This is a genomic window from Geomicrobium sp. JCM 19038 (genome assembly GCF_000698125.1).
Lineage (GTDB): Bacteria > Bacillota > Bacilli > Bacillales > Marinococcaceae > Geomicrobium_A.
Map to the genome: position 1 here is coordinate 37,021 of NZ_BAXA01000014.1, position 14,528 is coordinate 51,548.

Annotated in this window: 25 protein-coding genes and 3 pseudogenes; all 28 read left to right on the forward strand. The window is 44.0% G+C overall.

What is annotated here, in order from left to right; all coding sequences use genetic code 11:
• The first annotated feature begins 18 nt into the window (after positions 1 to 18).
• The 28 genes and pseudogenes from rplV to JCM19038_RS15985 all read left to right on the forward strand — a co-directional run bounded on the left by rplV (position 19) and on the right by JCM19038_RS15985 (position 14,523).
• Positions 19 to 360 carry a 50S ribosomal protein L22 gene (gene rplV, locus JCM19038_RS15855; protein WP_042360782.1) on the forward strand — a complete coding sequence of 114 codons (342 nt, stop codon included), beginning with the start codon at positions 19 to 21 and terminating at the stop codon, positions 358 to 360.
• Between the two features lie 3 nt (positions 361 to 363).
• Complete coding sequence (rpsC, locus tag JCM19038_RS15860) at positions 364 to 1,023, forward strand: 30S ribosomal protein S3 (protein ID WP_042360783.1); 660 nt, start codon at positions 364 to 366, stop codon at positions 1,021 to 1,023.
• Positions 1,024 to 1,025: 2 nt separating this feature from the next.
• Complete coding sequence (gene rplP, locus JCM19038_RS15865) at positions 1,026 to 1,460, forward strand: 50S ribosomal protein L16 (protein WP_042360784.1); 435 nt, start codon at positions 1,026 to 1,028, stop codon at positions 1,458 to 1,460.
• Positions 1,450 to 1,653: a 50S ribosomal protein L29 gene (gene rpmC, locus JCM19038_RS15870; protein WP_042360785.1), complete on the forward strand. Its 204-nt coding sequence runs from the start codon at positions 1,450 to 1,452 to the stop codon at positions 1,651 to 1,653. Before rplP ends, rpmC begins: the two co-directional genes overlap by 11 nt.
• 19 nt (positions 1,654 to 1,672) lie before the next feature.
• A complete protein-coding gene (gene rpsQ, locus JCM19038_RS15875; RefSeq protein WP_042360786.1) occupies positions 1,673 to 1,936 on the forward strand; it encodes a 30S ribosomal protein S17 in 264 nt (87 codons plus the stop codon).
• Between the two features lie 32 nt (positions 1,937 to 1,968).
• Positions 1,969 to 2,337, forward strand: a complete 369-nt coding sequence (gene rplN, locus JCM19038_RS15880; RefSeq protein WP_042360787.1) for a 50S ribosomal protein L14 — start codon at positions 1,969 to 1,971, stop codon at positions 2,335 to 2,337.
• Positions 2,338 to 2,390: 53 nt separating this feature from the next.
• Positions 2,391 to 2,702, forward strand: a complete 312-nt coding sequence (gene rplX / locus JCM19038_RS15885; RefSeq protein WP_042420094.1) for a 50S ribosomal protein L24 — start codon at positions 2,391 to 2,393, stop codon at positions 2,700 to 2,702.
• Between the two features lie 26 nt (positions 2,703 to 2,728).
• Positions 2,729 to 3,268 carry a 50S ribosomal protein L5 gene (gene rplE, locus JCM19038_RS15890; protein WP_042419923.1) on the forward strand — a complete coding sequence of 180 codons (540 nt, stop codon included), beginning with the start codon at positions 2,729 to 2,731 and terminating at the stop codon, positions 3,266 to 3,268.
• Positions 3,269 to 3,307: 39 nt separating this feature from the next.
• Positions 3,308 to 3,493 (forward strand): type Z 30S ribosomal protein S14, encoded by a 186-nt coding sequence (locus JCM19038_RS15895; RefSeq protein ID WP_042419926.1) that lies wholly within the window; start codon positions 3,308 to 3,310, stop codon positions 3,491 to 3,493.
• A 31-nt stretch (positions 3,494 to 3,524) separates the two neighbouring features.
• Positions 3,525 to 3,923, forward strand: a complete 399-nt coding sequence (rpsH, locus tag JCM19038_RS15900; RefSeq protein ID WP_042360790.1) for a 30S ribosomal protein S8 — start codon at positions 3,525 to 3,527, stop codon at positions 3,921 to 3,923.
• Between the two features lie 31 nt (positions 3,924 to 3,954).
• On the forward strand, positions 3,955 to 4,491 hold the full coding sequence (rplF, locus tag JCM19038_RS15905; protein WP_042419928.1) for a 50S ribosomal protein L6: 537 nt from the start codon (positions 3,955 to 3,957) through the stop codon (positions 4,489 to 4,491).
• 78 nt (positions 4,492 to 4,569) lie between these two features.
• On the forward strand, positions 4,570 to 4,929 hold the full coding sequence (gene rplR, locus JCM19038_RS15910) for a 50S ribosomal protein L18 (RefSeq protein WP_042419929.1): 360 nt from the start codon (positions 4,570 to 4,572) through the stop codon (positions 4,927 to 4,929).
• A 21-nt stretch (positions 4,930 to 4,950) separates the two neighbouring features.
• Positions 4,951 to 5,445 carry a 30S ribosomal protein S5 gene (gene rpsE, locus JCM19038_RS15915; RefSeq protein ID WP_042360792.1) on the forward strand — a complete coding sequence of 165 codons (495 nt, stop codon included), beginning with the start codon at positions 4,951 to 4,953 and terminating at the stop codon, positions 5,443 to 5,445.
• A gap of 13 nt (positions 5,446 to 5,458) precedes the next feature.
• Positions 5,459 to 5,647: a 50S ribosomal protein L30 gene (rpmD, locus tag JCM19038_RS15920; RefSeq protein ID WP_042360793.1), complete on the forward strand. Its 189-nt coding sequence runs from the start codon at positions 5,459 to 5,461 to the stop codon at positions 5,645 to 5,647.
• A 32-nt stretch (positions 5,648 to 5,679) separates the two neighbouring features.
• Entirely contained in the window at positions 5,680 to 6,120 is a 441-nt protein-coding gene (rplO, locus tag JCM19038_RS15925; protein WP_042360794.1) for a 50S ribosomal protein L15, read from the forward strand.
• Positions 6,121 to 6,244: 124 nt separating this feature from the next.
• Positions 6,245 to 7,414, forward strand: a pseudogene (gene secY / locus JCM19038_RS15930) (preprotein translocase subunit SecY).
• Positions 7,415 to 7,446: 32 nt separating this feature from the next.
• Positions 7,447 to 8,099 (forward strand): annotated as a pseudogene (locus JCM19038_RS15935) (adenylate kinase).
• Positions 8,096 to 8,841 (forward strand): annotated as a pseudogene (gene map, locus JCM19038_RS15940) (type I methionyl aminopeptidase). Before JCM19038_RS15935 ends, map begins: the two co-directional pseudogenes overlap by 4 nt.
• A 14-nt stretch (positions 8,842 to 8,855) precedes the next feature.
• Positions 8,856 to 9,158, forward strand: a complete 303-nt coding sequence (locus JCM19038_RS15945) for a KOW domain-containing RNA-binding protein (RefSeq protein WP_081831857.1) — start codon at positions 8,856 to 8,858, stop codon at positions 9,156 to 9,158.
• 3 nt (positions 9,159 to 9,161) lie between these two features.
• The gene (infA, locus tag JCM19038_RS15950; protein WP_042360798.1) at positions 9,162 to 9,380 is read left to right on the forward strand and encodes a translation initiation factor IF-1; all 219 of its coding nucleotides are present in this window, start codon (positions 9,162 to 9,164) and stop codon (positions 9,378 to 9,380) included.
• A gap of 62 nt (positions 9,381 to 9,442) precedes the next feature.
• Positions 9,443 to 9,556: a 50S ribosomal protein L36 gene (gene rpmJ, locus JCM19038_RS22000; RefSeq protein WP_081831858.1), complete on the forward strand. Its 114-nt coding sequence runs from the start codon at positions 9,443 to 9,445 to the stop codon at positions 9,554 to 9,556.
• Between the two features lie 21 nt (positions 9,557 to 9,577).
• Positions 9,578 to 9,943 carry a 30S ribosomal protein S13 gene (gene rpsM / locus JCM19038_RS15955; RefSeq protein ID WP_042360799.1) on the forward strand — a complete coding sequence of 122 codons (366 nt, stop codon included), beginning with the start codon at positions 9,578 to 9,580 and terminating at the stop codon, positions 9,941 to 9,943.
• Between the two features lie 21 nt (positions 9,944 to 9,964).
• A complete protein-coding gene (gene rpsK / locus JCM19038_RS15960; RefSeq protein WP_042360800.1) occupies positions 9,965 to 10,357 on the forward strand; it encodes a 30S ribosomal protein S11 in 393 nt (130 codons plus the stop codon).
• A 158-nt stretch (positions 10,358 to 10,515) separates the two neighbouring features.
• Complete coding sequence (locus tag JCM19038_RS15965) at positions 10,516 to 11,460, forward strand: DNA-directed RNA polymerase subunit alpha (protein ID WP_042419931.1); 945 nt, start codon at positions 10,516 to 10,518, stop codon at positions 11,458 to 11,460.
• Positions 11,461 to 11,554: 94 nt separating this feature from the next.
• Positions 11,555 to 11,920 (forward strand): 50S ribosomal protein L17, encoded by a 366-nt coding sequence (gene rplQ, locus JCM19038_RS15970; protein WP_042360801.1) that lies wholly within the window; start codon positions 11,555 to 11,557, stop codon positions 11,918 to 11,920.
• 128 nt (positions 11,921 to 12,048) lie between these two features.
• Positions 12,049 to 12,879, forward strand: a complete 831-nt coding sequence (locus JCM19038_RS15975; RefSeq protein ID WP_042419932.1) for an energy-coupling factor transporter ATPase — start codon at positions 12,049 to 12,051, stop codon at positions 12,877 to 12,879.
• Positions 12,855 to 13,721 (forward strand): energy-coupling factor transporter ATPase, encoded by an 867-nt coding sequence (locus tag JCM19038_RS15980; protein WP_042419934.1) that lies wholly within the window; start codon positions 12,855 to 12,857, stop codon positions 13,719 to 13,721. Before JCM19038_RS15975 ends, JCM19038_RS15980 begins: the two co-directional genes overlap by 25 nt.
• Before the next feature lies 1 nt (position 13,722).
• Complete coding sequence (locus JCM19038_RS15985) at positions 13,723 to 14,523, forward strand: energy-coupling factor transporter transmembrane protein EcfT (RefSeq protein WP_042419935.1); 801 nt, start codon at positions 13,723 to 13,725, stop codon at positions 14,521 to 14,523.
• Positions 14,524 to 14,528: the final 5 nt, after the last annotated feature.

Here is a 14,528-nt window from a genome sequence, read left to right on the forward strand (position 1 = left end):
TAGAGAGGAGGTTCACTCATGCAAGCTAAAGCAGTTGCTAAACAAGTTCGTGTTGCTCCTCGTAAAGCTCGGATGGTTATTGATCTTGTCCGTGGTAAGGAAGTTGGAGAAGCGATCTCAATTCTTCGTCATACACCAAGAGGTGTATCACCGATCGTTGAGAAAGTCCTCAACTCTGCTATTGCAAACGCTGAGCACAATTACGAACTCGACGCAGAAAACTTATATGTTAGTGCGGCATACGTAGATGAGGGCGTTACTTTAAAACGTTTCCGTCCAAGAGCACAAGGACGTGCTTCACGTATTAACAAGCGCACAAGCCATATCACTATTATTGTTTCTGAGAAGAAGGAGGGATAGAACGTGGGTCAAAAAGTAAATCCTGTCGGTCTTCGAATCGGAGTCATTCGTGACTGGGAGTCTAAATGGTATGCAGAAAAGGACTACGCTGATCTTTTACACGAAGATGTAAAGATTCGTGAATTCCTAGAAGAACGTCTTAAAGACGCGTCACTTTCTAAAATTGAAATCGAACGTGCTGCACGTCGTGTGAACATTAACATTCACACTGCCAAGCCAGGAATGGTTATTGGTAAAGGCGGTTCAGAAGTTGAAGCTCTTCGTAAGAAGCTCAACGATATGACTGGCAAACGTGTACACATCAACATTTCAGAGATTAAGCAAGCAGATATGGATGCTCGTCTCGTAGCAGAAAATATCGCTCGTCAACTCGAAAACCGTGTTTCATTCCGTCGTGCAATGAAACAATCTATCCAACGTACAATGCGTTCTGGAGCTAAAGGAATTCGTACAGAAGTTAACGGACGTCTAGGCGGAGCTGACATGGCTCGTTCTGAAAGCTACAGCGAAGGTACAGTTCCACTTCACACACTACGTGCTGATATCGATTACGGAACTGCTGAAGCAGATACTACGTTTGGTAAAATCGGTGTTAAAATTTGGATCTACCGTGGAGAGGTCCTTCCCACGAAAGGTAAGAGCAAACAGGAAGGAGGCAACTAATTATGTTAATGCCTAAGCGCGTGAAATACCGCCGTCAATTCCGCGGCCGCATGAAAGGTCGTGCAAAAGGCGGGACTGAAGTGAACTTTGGCGAGTATGGCCTTCAAGCTCTCGAAGCTTCTTGGGTTACAAACCGTCAAATTGAATCGGCACGTATCGCGATGACTCGTTACATGAAACGTGGCGGTAAAGTATGGATTAAGATCTTCCCTGATAAGCCTTACACTGCAAAGCCTCTAGAAGTTCGAATGGGTTCCGGTAAAGGTGCTCCTGAAGGCTGGGTAGCAGTAGTAAAGCCAGGTAAAATCATGTTTGAAATTGCAGGTGTGAACGAAGAGGTTGCACGTGAAGCATTGCGTCTAGCGTCGCACAAACTTCCGATCAAATGTAAATTCGTAAAACGTGAAGATATGGGTGGTGAGGCAAATGAAAGCTAAAGAGATTAGAGATCTTACAACAACTGAAATCGAACAACAAACAAAGACTCTAAAAGAGGAATTGTTCAACCTTCGCTTCCAGTTAGCCACTGGACAGTTGGATAATCCTGCCCGCATCCGTCACGTACGTAAAGAAATTGCTAGAGCCAACACAGTTCTTCGTGAAAGAGAACTCGGCATTACTCGTGGATAATAAAGGAGGGGCAAACGTAATGACTGAACGTAATAACCGTAAAGAGTTAACTGGACGCGTTGTTTCAGACAAAATGGATAAAACAATCACTGTCGTTGTTGAAACGTACAAACGTGACAAATTATACGGCAAGCGTGTACGTTACTCTAAAAAATACAAAGCTCATGACGAGAACAATGAAGCGAAAGTCGGCGATATCGTCCGTATCATGGAGACGCGTCATCTTTCAAAAGATAAATACTTCCGCCTCATTAAGATCGTTGAAGAGTCTGTAATCATTTAACACACTTCTTTGATTGAAGGGAGGCAAACGTAATGATCCAACAAGAATCAAGACTCAAAGTTGCTGACAACTCTGGTGCTCGTGAAGTTCTTTGCATTAAAGTACTCGGTGGTACTGGACGCAAGACTGCAAACATCGGTGATACAATTGTGTGTACCGTCAAAAATGCAACACCAGGTGGCGTTGTTAAAAAAGGTGAGGTTGTTCGCGCGGTAATCGTACGTTCACGTAGTGGAGTACGCCGTAACGACGGTTCTTACATCAAATTTGATGAGAACGCAGCAGTTATTATCCGTGACGACAAAGGACCAAGAGGTACACGTATTTTCGGACCAGTTGCTCGTGAACTTCGCGACAAGCAATATATGAAGATCGTATCTCTAGCACCAGAAGTACTTTAAATAATATATCGCCACTTAGAACCAAGGAGGTGCGAATGAATGGCGCAGCGAAATTGAACGTAAAAGCAGGAGATAAGGTCAAAGTTATCTCTGGTAAAGATAAAGGCAAAGAAGGCGTAATCCTGAAGTCTCTTCCAGCTAAAGAACGGGTAATCGTCGAAGGTGTCAACGTTGTGAAAAAGCATGCGAAGCCTACACAAGAAAACCCACAAGGTGGAATTCTTAACGAGGAAGCAGCAATTCACGTTTCAAACGTTATGCTTATCGATCCGAAAAGCGGCGAACCAACTCGCGTTGGATACAAAGTAGAAGACGGAAAGAAAGTACGCGTTGCGAAAAAATCAGGTGAAGTCATCGATAAGTAACACCTGCTGAAAGGAGGTCTTTGATCATGAACGCTTTAAGAAATCGTTATAAACAAGAAATCGTGCCTCGTTTACACGAGCAGTTTAACTATTCGTCGGTCATGGCTGTGCCTAAGATCGAGAAAATCGTCATCAACATGGGTGTCGGTGAAGCTGTAAACAACCCGAAATCACTTGATAGCGCGGTTGAAGAGCTTGCTCAAATCGCTGGTCAAAAGCCAGTTATTACAAAAGCTAAGAAATCAATCGCTGGTTTCAAACTTCGTGAAGGAAACCCAATCGGAACGAAAGTTACACTACGCGGTGAGCGTATGTATGACTTCCTCGAGAAATTGGTTCACGTTTCTTTACCACGAGTACGTGACTTCCGCGGCGTCTCAAACAAAGCGTTTGACGGACGTGGAAACTACACGCTTGGCGTTAAAGAACAATTAATTTTCCCTGAGATTGAGTACGACAAAGTAGATAAAGTACGTGGTATGGATATCGTTATCGTTACAACTGCTCAAACAGATGAAGAATCGCACGCACTTCTTAAAGAAGTCGGCATGCCTTTCCAAAAGTAACGAGGATAGCGTCACAAAAGTCGAAGGAGGGAAATACTCTTGGCGAAAAAATCAATGGTTGCAAAACAACAACGCACTCAGAAGTATAAAGTTCGTGAATATACTCGTTGTGAACGTTGTGGAAGACCACATTCGGTTATTCGTAAATTTAAGCTTTGCCGGATTTGTTTCCGAGAGCTTGCATATAAAGGCCAGATTCCTGGTGTGAAAAAAGCCAGCTGGTAAGATCCTTAGATAAGGAAGGAGGTCCAACATTATGGTAATGACAGATCCGGTTGCAGATATGTTAACAAGAATTCGCAATGCGAACACGGTGCGCCACGATAAATTGGAACTTCCTGCTTCTAACGTTAAACGTGAGGTAGCGGAGATTCTTAAACGTGAAGGTTTCGTACGCGACGTAGAATTCGTTGATGATAAAAAGCAAGGAGTTCTTCGCATTTTCTTGAAGTACGGAGAGCAAAACGAACGTGTAATCACAGGCTTGAAGCGTATTAGTAAGCCAGGACTTCGTGTTTATGCGAAAGCAGATGAAGTTCCACGCGTATTAAACGGACTTGGTATTGCAGTTATTTCAACATCTAACGGTGTTATGACTGACAAAGAAGCTCGTCAAAAGAAAGTCGGAGGCGAAGTACTCGCTTACGTTTGGTAAAAAAGCTAGACATGAATGGAGGTGCGACAGAATGTCACGTATCGGTGTAAGTCCTTTAGAAATTCCTAAAGATGTAACAATCACTTTAGACGGAAGTCATGTGAACGTTAAAGGTCCTAAAGGCGAATTGTCATACACATTTAACCCAGCTATCGCAATTACAATCGAAGATGATGTGCTTACAACAAGCCGTCCTTCTGATCATAAAGAACACCGTTCACTTCACGGTACTACGCGTAGTTTGATCGGTAACATGGTTGAAGGTGTAACTCAAGGTTTCGAAAAGTCATTAGAACTTGTCGGTGTTGGTTACCGTGCTTCAAAGTCAGGTAGCAAACTCGTTCTTAACGTTGGTTACTCTCACCCAGTTGAATTCGATGCAATCGAAGGTATTGAAATCGAAGTTCCAGCGAACAACAAAGTAATCGTTCGTGGAATCGATAAGCAAAAAGTTGGAGCGATCGCTTCTGACATTCGTTCAGTACGTAAGCCTGAGCCTTACAAAGGTAAAGGAATTCGTTACACTGGCGAACTAGTGCGTCGTAAAGAAGGTAAAACTGGTAAGTAAATGTAAATGGTACTTGATCTTTCTTTTGGAAAGACTTGTACTCATGGATCGAACGGCACGAAAGGAGGATACATTCTCATGGCGAAAACATCAAAAAACGTTGCACGTCAACGTCGTCAAAAAAGCATCCGCTTAAAGATCAAAGGTACGACTGAGCGTCCTCGTTTAAACGTATTTCGTTCTTCAAACCACATCTACGCTCAATTGATCGACGATGTGAAGGGCGAAACAATAGTTGCTGCTTCTACACTTGATAAAGATGTGAACGTTGACCACGGCGGAAACGTTACAGCTGCTACAGAAGTTGGAGCACTTGTAGGAAAGCGTGCCATTGAAAAAGGATACGAAAACGTCATTTTTGACCGCGGCGGTTATGTATACCACGGACGTGTAGCTGCTCTTGCAGATGCAGCACGTGAAGCAGGTCTGAAATTCTAAAGGTCGAAGGAGGGAAAATTTATGATCGATCCGAACAAACTGGATCTTGAAGAAAAAGTAGTAGCGATCAATCGTGTAGCGAAGGTTGTTAAAGGTGGTCGTCGTTTTCGCTTTGCAGCTGTCGTTGTTGTCGGAGACCGTAATGGACACGTAGGCTTTGGTATGGGTAAAGCTCTCGAAGTACCAGAAGCGATCCGTAAAGCGATTGAAGACGCAAAGAAAAACTTAGTAAGCGTACCACGTGTTGGAACAACAATTCCTCACGAATTAATCGGACGTTTTGGCGCAGGTAAAGTACTTCTTAAGCCAGCGAGCGAAGGTACTGGAATCATTGCAGGGGGTCCTGTACGTGCGGTACTCGAGCTAGGTGGAGTTGGAGATATTCTTTCTAAATCACACGGTTCTAACAACCCGATTAACATGGTTCGTGCGACGTTAGAAGGTTTAACTTCTCTTAAAACAGCAGAAAATGTAGCGAAGCTTCGAGGTAAAAGCGTCGAAGAATTGCTAGGATAAGGAGGGAAATGACATGGCAAATAAGCTAGAAATCACCCTCAAGCGTAGTTTGATCGGACGTCCTGAAGACCAACGTGTAACGGTAAAGACGCTTGGACTTCGTAAAGTCAATCATACTGTCGTTCAAGAAGACAATCCAGCGATCAGAGGGATGGTTAACAAAGTATCCCACCTTTTGAGCGTTAAAGAGATCAACCAATAAATCACAGGTGATAAGACAGGAGGTGCGCATGGATGAAACTACATGAGTTAAAACCAGCTGAGGGTTCACGTAAATCTGGCATTCGCGTCGGTCGCGGATACAGTGCTAAACGTGGAAACAAAGCGGGTCGTGGTGAGCACGGTCAAAAATCTCGTTCTGGCGGTAACGTAAGACGTGGTTTTGAAGGTGGTCAGAATCCGATTTACAAGCGTTTGCCTAAACGTGGATTCACAAACCCTACTCGTAAAACTTACAGCATTGTTAATGTAGAAAGCCTGAATCAATTTGCTGAAGGTACGGAAGTAACTCCGGAACTTCTTATTGAAGAAGGAATCGTAAAGAAAGCTAACGATGGGATCAAAGTTCTTGGTAACGGTAGTCTAGATAAAAAACTTACCGTAAAGGCCAACAAGTTCTCTGCATCTGCAACTAAGGTGATTGAAGGAGCCGGCGGTACAACAGAGGTGGTCTAATGTTTAAGGCGCTCGCCAATATATTTCGAGTCGCTGATCTGCGCCGTAAGATTCTTTTCACCTTGTTGATGCTTGTCGTCTATCGTATGGGAACTTTTATTCCTGTACCAGGGCAGATAGTGATGTGTTATCGTTTCAGGACGAAGCAAGTGCTTTTGGCTTCCTCGATACGTTCGGGGGCGGGGCGCTCGGGAACTTTTCGATCTTCGCGATGGGTGTATTTCCATACATCACTGCGTCGATCGTCGTTCAACTTCTTAGGATGGACGTCGTTCCGAAATTCACAGAATGGTCGAAGCAAGGTGAAGCAGGGCGTAGGAAGCTTGCGCAGTTTACACGATATTTTACCGTTGTGTTAGCCTTTGTCCAAGCATTGGCCATGTCTATTGGTTTCAACACACAGTTTCCTGGATTAATACCAGATCCTAGTATTACAACGTACTTAATGATTGCGTTGATTATGACGGCTGGTACAACGTTCTTGATGTGGCTTGGTGAGCAAATCACTGCACAAGGCGTTGGAAACGGAATCTCGATTCTTATTTTCTCAGGTATTGCTGCGGGGATACCAAATGGCGTGAACATGATATACGCAACGCAGATTCAAGATCAAGGCGATCAGATGTTTATGGGGATCGTCACGATTCTTCTATTGGCGCTAGCCGTTTTACTCATTATCGTTGGTGTTGTGTTCGTACAACAGGCGATTCGAAAAGTACCGATTCAGTATGCTAAACGGGTTGTAGGGCAAGGCAATACTGCTGGAGCTCAGTCTACCCACTTACCTTTAAAAGTTAACTCTGCCGGGGTAATTCCGGTCATCTTCGCGATGGCTTTTGTTTATTTTCCCGCCTACTGTTGCTGGCTTTTTTGCAGACAGCAATGGTGCTGCACAATGGGTCGTTGAAAACTTCAACTATAATAACCCAATTGGCTCATCTTTTATGTAGGACTCATTATTGCATTCACGTATTTCTATACGTTTGTACAAGTGAATCCTGAAACGATGGCCGAGAACTTGAAAAAGCAAGGTGGCTATATTCCTGGAGTACGGCCTGGTAAAGCTACGGAACTTACGATTCGTCGAATCTTGTACCGTCTCACTTTCGTCGGCGCTCTATTTTTGGCCACAGTTTCGATTATACCGATCTTCTTTACGAATCAGCTTGGTTTACCACAGCAGATTCAAATTGGAGGAACAGGGCTTCTCATTGTCGTGGGCGTTGCCCTTGATACGATGAAGCAAATTGAAGGTCAGCTTATTAAACGAAGTTATAAAGGCTTCATTAAATAAGCATAGAGTGACAAGCGGATAGGAGAGGTAGTATGGATTTAATTTTAATGGGTCTTCCAGGTGCAGGAAAAGGAACACAAGCCGATCGAATTAAGAGTGAATATGACATTCCTCATATTTCAACTGGTGATATGTTCCGTGCTGCTATTAAAGAGCAAACTGAACTTGGAGTGAAGGCAAAAGGTTTTATGGATGCTGGGGAATTGTTCCCGATGATGTGACGATCGGTATTGTAAAAGAACGTCTTTCTCAAGACGATTGCAAAGATGGATTTCTTCTTGACGGCTTTCCACGTACGCCAGTACAGGCACAAGCGCTTGAAGACATTCTTTCTGACCTTGGCCGGTCGCTCGACTACGTTCTAAACATTGATGTCCCTAAAGAAAAGCTCGTTGAGCGTCTTGCGGGTCGTCGTGTTTCACCTACTTCAGGGAGAACGTATCACGTGATCTACAACCCACCGAAAGTCGATGGCGTTTGTGATGTGGACGGCAGTGAATTGATTCAACGTGAAGACGACAAACCGGAAACGGTTGAAAAACGTCTTGATGTGAACATTGAACAGCAACAACCATTGAAAGATTTCTACACGGATAAGGGCTACCTTAAGGACATCGATGGCGATCAAGACATTCATGTTGTCTACGAACAAATCGATAAGCTCTTGAAAGGTCTTCGTGCATGATTATAACGAAGACTGAACGTGAGATTGGCATCATGAGAATTGCTGGTCAAATCGTTGCTGAAACACATGCTGTACTGAAAGAGCATATCCAACCTGGAATTACCACTGCCGAGTTGGATAGAATTGCCGATTCTTACATTCGTTCACGTGATGCAGAACCATCATTTAAAGGGTATCATGGGTTTACTGGGAGTATATGCACTTCTGTCAATGAAGAACTCGTTCACGGGATTCCGGGAAAGCGTGTTTTGAAAGATGGAGACATTATCTCCATCGACATTGGTGCGAAATACCAAGGGTATCATGGTGACTCTGCTTGGACGTATCCAGTAGGTACGATCAATGAGCGAGACCAAAAACTTTTGGATGTCACCCGGGATGCCTTGTACGAGGGTCTTGCAGAAGCAAAACCCAAGGAAAGGCTCTCCAATATCTCTCATGCAATTCAAAGATACGTCGAAAAGCATGGGTTCTCGGTAGTCAGAGAGTATGTGGGACACGGTGTTGGGCAAAACTTGCATGAAGAGCCGCAAATTCCACACTACGGACCACCAGGCAAAGGACCTCGTCTTAAGCTGGTATGGTGTTGGCAGTAGAACCGATGATTAACATGCAAGAACGTTATGTTCATACCCTCGACGATCAATGGACCGTGGTCACTTCAGATGGTGCGAATTGCGCACACTTTGAGCACACCATTGCTATTACAGATACAGGCTATGAGATATTGACTCTAGCCTAACAAAGGAGTTCATGATGGACGAAACAGCTTATCATCTCGGTGAGGTTGTTTGCGCCTTGAAAGGAAAAGATGCTGGCAATCATTACATTGTCGTGTCGATTCTCGATGTTCACTTTGTTCGTGTCGCAGATGGTGATGGTCGTAGGTTTCAGACTGCAAAGAAGAAGAACGTACGCCATTTACGGAAGATGGGTTATATCTCTTCTGAGGTTAAGAAAAGCCTCGAGCAGACAGATTCAGTGACCAATGCCAAAATCCGTCACGGGTTGATTCAGTATTGCAGGGAGAAACCTGTTATAATAAAGGAAGGAGAGTAATCCATGGCCAAAGATGATGTTATCGAAGTAGAAGGCACAGTCATTGAGCCGCTACCAAACGCGATGTTTCGTGTCGAGTTAGAAAATGGACACAAGATCCTCGCGCACGTATCTGGTAAAATTCGAATGCACTTTATTCGTATCTTGCCTGGAGATAAAGTCACTGTGGAGTTATCTCCGTATGACTTATCACGTGGGCGAATTACGTATCGTTATAAATAAACGTCACAGTTTAGCAGACGTGGGCCTCCCAAAGGATGCCGATCATGAAGGAGGGAAACAGGATGAAAGTCAGACCGTCCGTCAAACCGATCTGTGAACGCTGTAAGGTCATCCGCCGTAACGGTTCGGTTATGGTGATCTGTTCAAATCCGAAGCACAAACAAAAACAAGGATAAATATCAAGGAGGTGCTTGAATTTGGCACGTATAGCTGGTGTCGATATCCCTCGCGATAAACGCGTTGTGATTTCACTCACTTATGTATACGGTATCGGTAAAGTTACTGCTGAAAAAGTACTTGAAGAAGCAGAAGTTTCTACTGAGACACGTGTACGTGATCTTACTGATGAAGAGCTTGGACGTATTCGTACTGTCGTAGGTAACTACAACGTAGAAGGTGACCTTCGTCGTGAAAAGTCACTTAACGTCAAGCGTTTAATTGAGATCGGATCTTATCGTGGAATCCGCCACCGTCGTGGTCTTCCTGCTCGTGGACAACGAACGAAGAACAACTCACGTACGGTTAAGGGTCCTCGTAAGACGATCGCAAACAAGAAGAAGTAATGGATAAGGAGGTAAACTAAAATGGCTAAACCTAAGACAACATCTCGCAAACGTCGTCAACGTAAGCAAGTAGATGCTGGAGTTGCGCACATTCGTTCAACATTTAACAACACGATTGTAACGATCGCGGATCTTCAAGGAAATGTACTTTCTTGGGCAAGCGCGGGTAACCTTGGTTTCAAAGGTTCTCGTAAATCAACACCTTTTGCTGCACAAATGGCTGCAGAAAGCGCTGCGAAATCAGCGATGGAGCACGGTATGAAGAGTGTTGAGGTTGCCGTTAAAGGACCTGGAGCTGGGCGTGAAGCAGCAATTCGTTCTTTACAAGCAACTGGACTTGAAGTTAATGTCATCCGTGATATGACGCCGGTACCTCATAACGGTTGTCGTCCCCCGAAACGTCGGAGAGTTTAACACCATAGAGGTTTAAATAACCGGAATGTGACTATAATGGTTAGATGTGGGAACCACAAGCATGGTGTACAGTGTTAATCACTGCCTTTTCAGGAAAAAGCGAAGAGACGTGCGATGCACGCCTTTTCGGATTCCGACGTTTTTAAGGAGGAAATAATATGATTGAAATCGAAAAGCCAAGCATTGAAACGATCGAAGTCAGCGAGGATGCTAAATACGGCAAATTCGTTGTGGAGCCTTTGGAACGTGGCTATGGTACGACATTAGGGAACTCCTTACGTCGAATCCTATTATCCTCCCTCCCAGGGTCTGCGATTACCAATGTTCAAATTGACAGTGTTCTTCATGAGTTCTCAACGATTGAGGGCGTGGTTGAAGATGTCACAACGATCATTTTGAACTTGAAAAAACTAGCTCTGAACATTCATTCGGATGAAGAAAAAGTGCTTGAAATTGACGCAAATGGAGAAGGTGTCGTCACTGCACGTGACATCAACCATGACAGCGACGTAGATATCTTAAATTCGGATCTTCACATTGCTACTTTAACAAAGGGTGCACAGTTGCATATGCGTATGACAGCGAAACGCGGACGCGGTTATGTTCCTGCTGAAGGAAACAATCATGAAGATTTACCAATCGGAGTTCTTCCGATTGATTCGATTTTTACACCGGTATCTCGTGTAAACTATCAAGTTGAAAACACTCGTGTTGGTCAAATTACCAACTACGATAAATTGACACTTGATGTTTGGACAGATGGTAGCATCCGTCCTGAAGAAGCCGTTTCTCTAGGTGCGAAGATTATGAACGAGCATCTGAACATCTTCATTGGCTTGACCGATCAAGCACAGAATGCGGAGATTATGGTGGAAAAAGAGGAAGACCAAAAAGAGAAAGTGCTAGAAATGACAATCGAAGAACTCGATTTGTCTGTTCGCTCATACAATTGTTTGAAGCGTGCTGGCATCAATACGGTTCAAGAGCTCACTCAGAAGTCTGAAGAAGACATGATGAAAGTGCGTAACCTTGGACGTAAGTCTCTAGAAGAAGTACAAGAAAAGCTTGGTGAACTTAGTCTCGGTTTACGTAACGAAGATTAAGGATCCACGTTGTTTAGAATGAGTAAAAGTATTGGGCAATGCTTAACTCTTTCTAAACAGAAGATATAGGCTCAGTTGAAGGAGGGAAACGATTATGGCATACGCAAAACTAGGACGTGACAGCTCTGCTCGTAAAGCTCTTTTCCGCGATCTTGCAACCGATTTGCTCATCAACGAAAAGATTGTTACGACTGAATCGAAGGCGAAAGCTTTACGCCCGATTGTAGAGAAAGTCATCACACTTGGTAAACGCGGAGATCTTCATGCTCGTCGTCAAGCGGCATCATTCATTCGTAATGAGAACGTTAGCGAAGAAAGTGATAGCCAAAACGCAGTTCAGAAATTGTTCAGCGAAATTGGTCCACGCTACGAAGATCGTCAAGGTGGTTACACTCGTATTGTTAAGATGGAACCACGTAAAGGTGACGGTGCACCGATGGCAGTCATCGAACTCGTATAACATTCGTTTTGGGGCAGGACGGGGACCACTTCGTCACTGCCTTTTTTTAGTTACTTTGGGCTGATGATGCTTCGCACCGTTTTTATCGATACACTTTCTTTATTGATTACAAAAGGGGGGAGAAATGTTTGTCTACAATTGAGTGTAAGAATGTTTATTTCAAATATACAGACGAGCAAGATTGGATTATTCAAGATCTCTCCATTACAATTAAACAAGGAGAATGGGTATCAATTTTAGGGACGAATGGTTCGGGAAAATCAACGCTAGCTAGGTTGATCAATGCTCTCTTAACTCCTACCTCAGGGGCGGTTACTGTAGCAGGTAAATCAACAGACGATGAAGGTGAAATATGGAATATTCGTCAGAAAGCCGGTATGGTTTTTCAAAATCCGGATCATCAATTTGTTGCAGCGACTGTTCGAGATGACATTGCTTTTGGCTTAGAGAATGCTGGAGTTGATCGTGATGAAATGCTTAAGCGTATTGCCTCGGCTAGTGAGCGTGTAGGTGTCGATGAACTGCTTTCCGCGGAACCTCATCGTTTATCAGGTGGACAAAAGCAACGAGCCGCTATTGCAGGTGTGCTTGCTTTACAACCGGATATTATGATCTTTGATGAAGCAACTGCGATGCTTGATCCTAAAGGACGTAAAGAAGTGATGGCAACGATGAAGCAGTTGCATGAACGAGGTATTACGATCTTAATGATTACTCATGAGCTTGAAGAAGCACTCGAATCGGACCGGGTCGTCTTCATGGAACATGGGAAAATTATCAATGATTCTAAGGCAGAGGAGTTCTTTCAAAAGCCAGAATTTCTCGTAGAACGTGATTTTCATTTGCCTTACTTCTTACAAGTTCAAAAGCATCTTGTAGAGAACGGCTTTCAAACGAACTATCTGTTAGATGAAGACGAGTGGGTGAAGTCACTGTGCACATCAAATTCGAGGATGTAACGTATACATATATGCTTGGCTCTCCGTTTGAGAAGAGAGCACTTAATGGCGTTGACGTCTCCATTTCTTCAGGCTCCTTTACTGCGGTCGTTGGTAGCACAGGATCTGGAAAGTCGACGTTAATGCAACATATCAATGGTCTTCTTGTCCCAACGAGCGGACAAGTTACCGTAGGCTCTACGGTCTTGCAACCAGGAGTAAAGCGAAAAGTAATTAAGCCGCTACGAAAAAAAGTCGGAATGGTATTTCAATACCCAGAACACCAATTGTTCGGTTCAACGGTTGAAGAGGATATTCTCTTCGGTCCCATTCAACATGGGATGTCGGTAGAGCGGGTAAAAAGGCGACTTCCCGAGCTCTTAAACTTAGTCGGATTACACGAAGATTATCTTCACGAGTCTCCATTTCAATTAAGTGGTGGTCAAATGAGACGGGTAGCCATTGCAGGGGTGCTCGCAACAGAACCTGAGGTATTAATATTAGATGAGCCAGCTGCTGGGCTTGATCCTTCGGGTCACCGAGCGTTATTACAATTGTTTAGAAGTTGGCATGAGGAACACGGATTAACGACGGTACTCGTTACCCATGACATGGAAGATGCAGCGAATTATGCGGATGACGTCATTGTCATGAATGAAGGCAGCGTAAAGTTAAAAGGAAAACCAATCGATGTGTTCCGAGAAGTTGAATCGCTTACAGCTATGAACTTAGCAGTACCACCTGCTGTTCGAATTGGGATGGCGCTTCGCCGTTCCAACTGGTCAATAGATGTAACGAACCAATCGTCAGAACAACTCGCTGAGCAGTTGATGACAAATTGGCCAGAAAAAGGGGGACATTAGTGTGCTCCAAAATATCGTAATTGGTCAATATGTTCCTGTTGAGTCCCCGATTCATCGGTTGGATGCTCGCTCAAAGATTTTAGCGGTCCTACTCATGGCCGTTGTTGTCTTTTTAGCCAATGATGTGGTGACAAATGCGATACTCGTTACATTTGTGAGTTTGCTCGTGTTGTTATCCAAAGTGCCTCTTCGATTTTTCATAAAAGGCATGCTTCCTATTTTCATATTGATAGCTTTTACATTCATTTTGCATGCGTTATTTACGAATGAAGGAGAGGTACTCTTTACGGTACTTGGGTTTTCTGTATATAGCGGGGGAGTCATCCAAGGTTTATTTATTGCGATTCGTATAGGAGCACTCGTCGTCATTGCGTCACTGTTAACATTAACGACGTCTCCCATCGATTTGACCGATGGTTTTGAAGCTTATTTGAGACCGTTCAAACGGTTTGGGGTACCTTCGCACGAAATCGCATTGATGATGGCGATTAGCATAAGACTGATTCCGACGTTATTGTTAGAAGCGGATCGGATCCTTAAAGCGCAATCTGCTCGAGGAGCAGATTTTACGAAAGGTTCTTTAAAAACGCGGTTAAATACGATGACAGCGTTTATCATTCCACTGTTTGTCCGTTCATTCAAACGTGCAGAAGACATGGCGACAGCGATGGATGCCCGGGGGTATCGAGGTGGCGAGGGGCGCACGAAGCTGCGTATTCTCAAATGGCAAGGAAAAGATACAGTTGCCATTGTTTTAATAGTGTTATTCGGGTGTACCCTTGGTATGCTTCGTTACGTGTAAGAGGT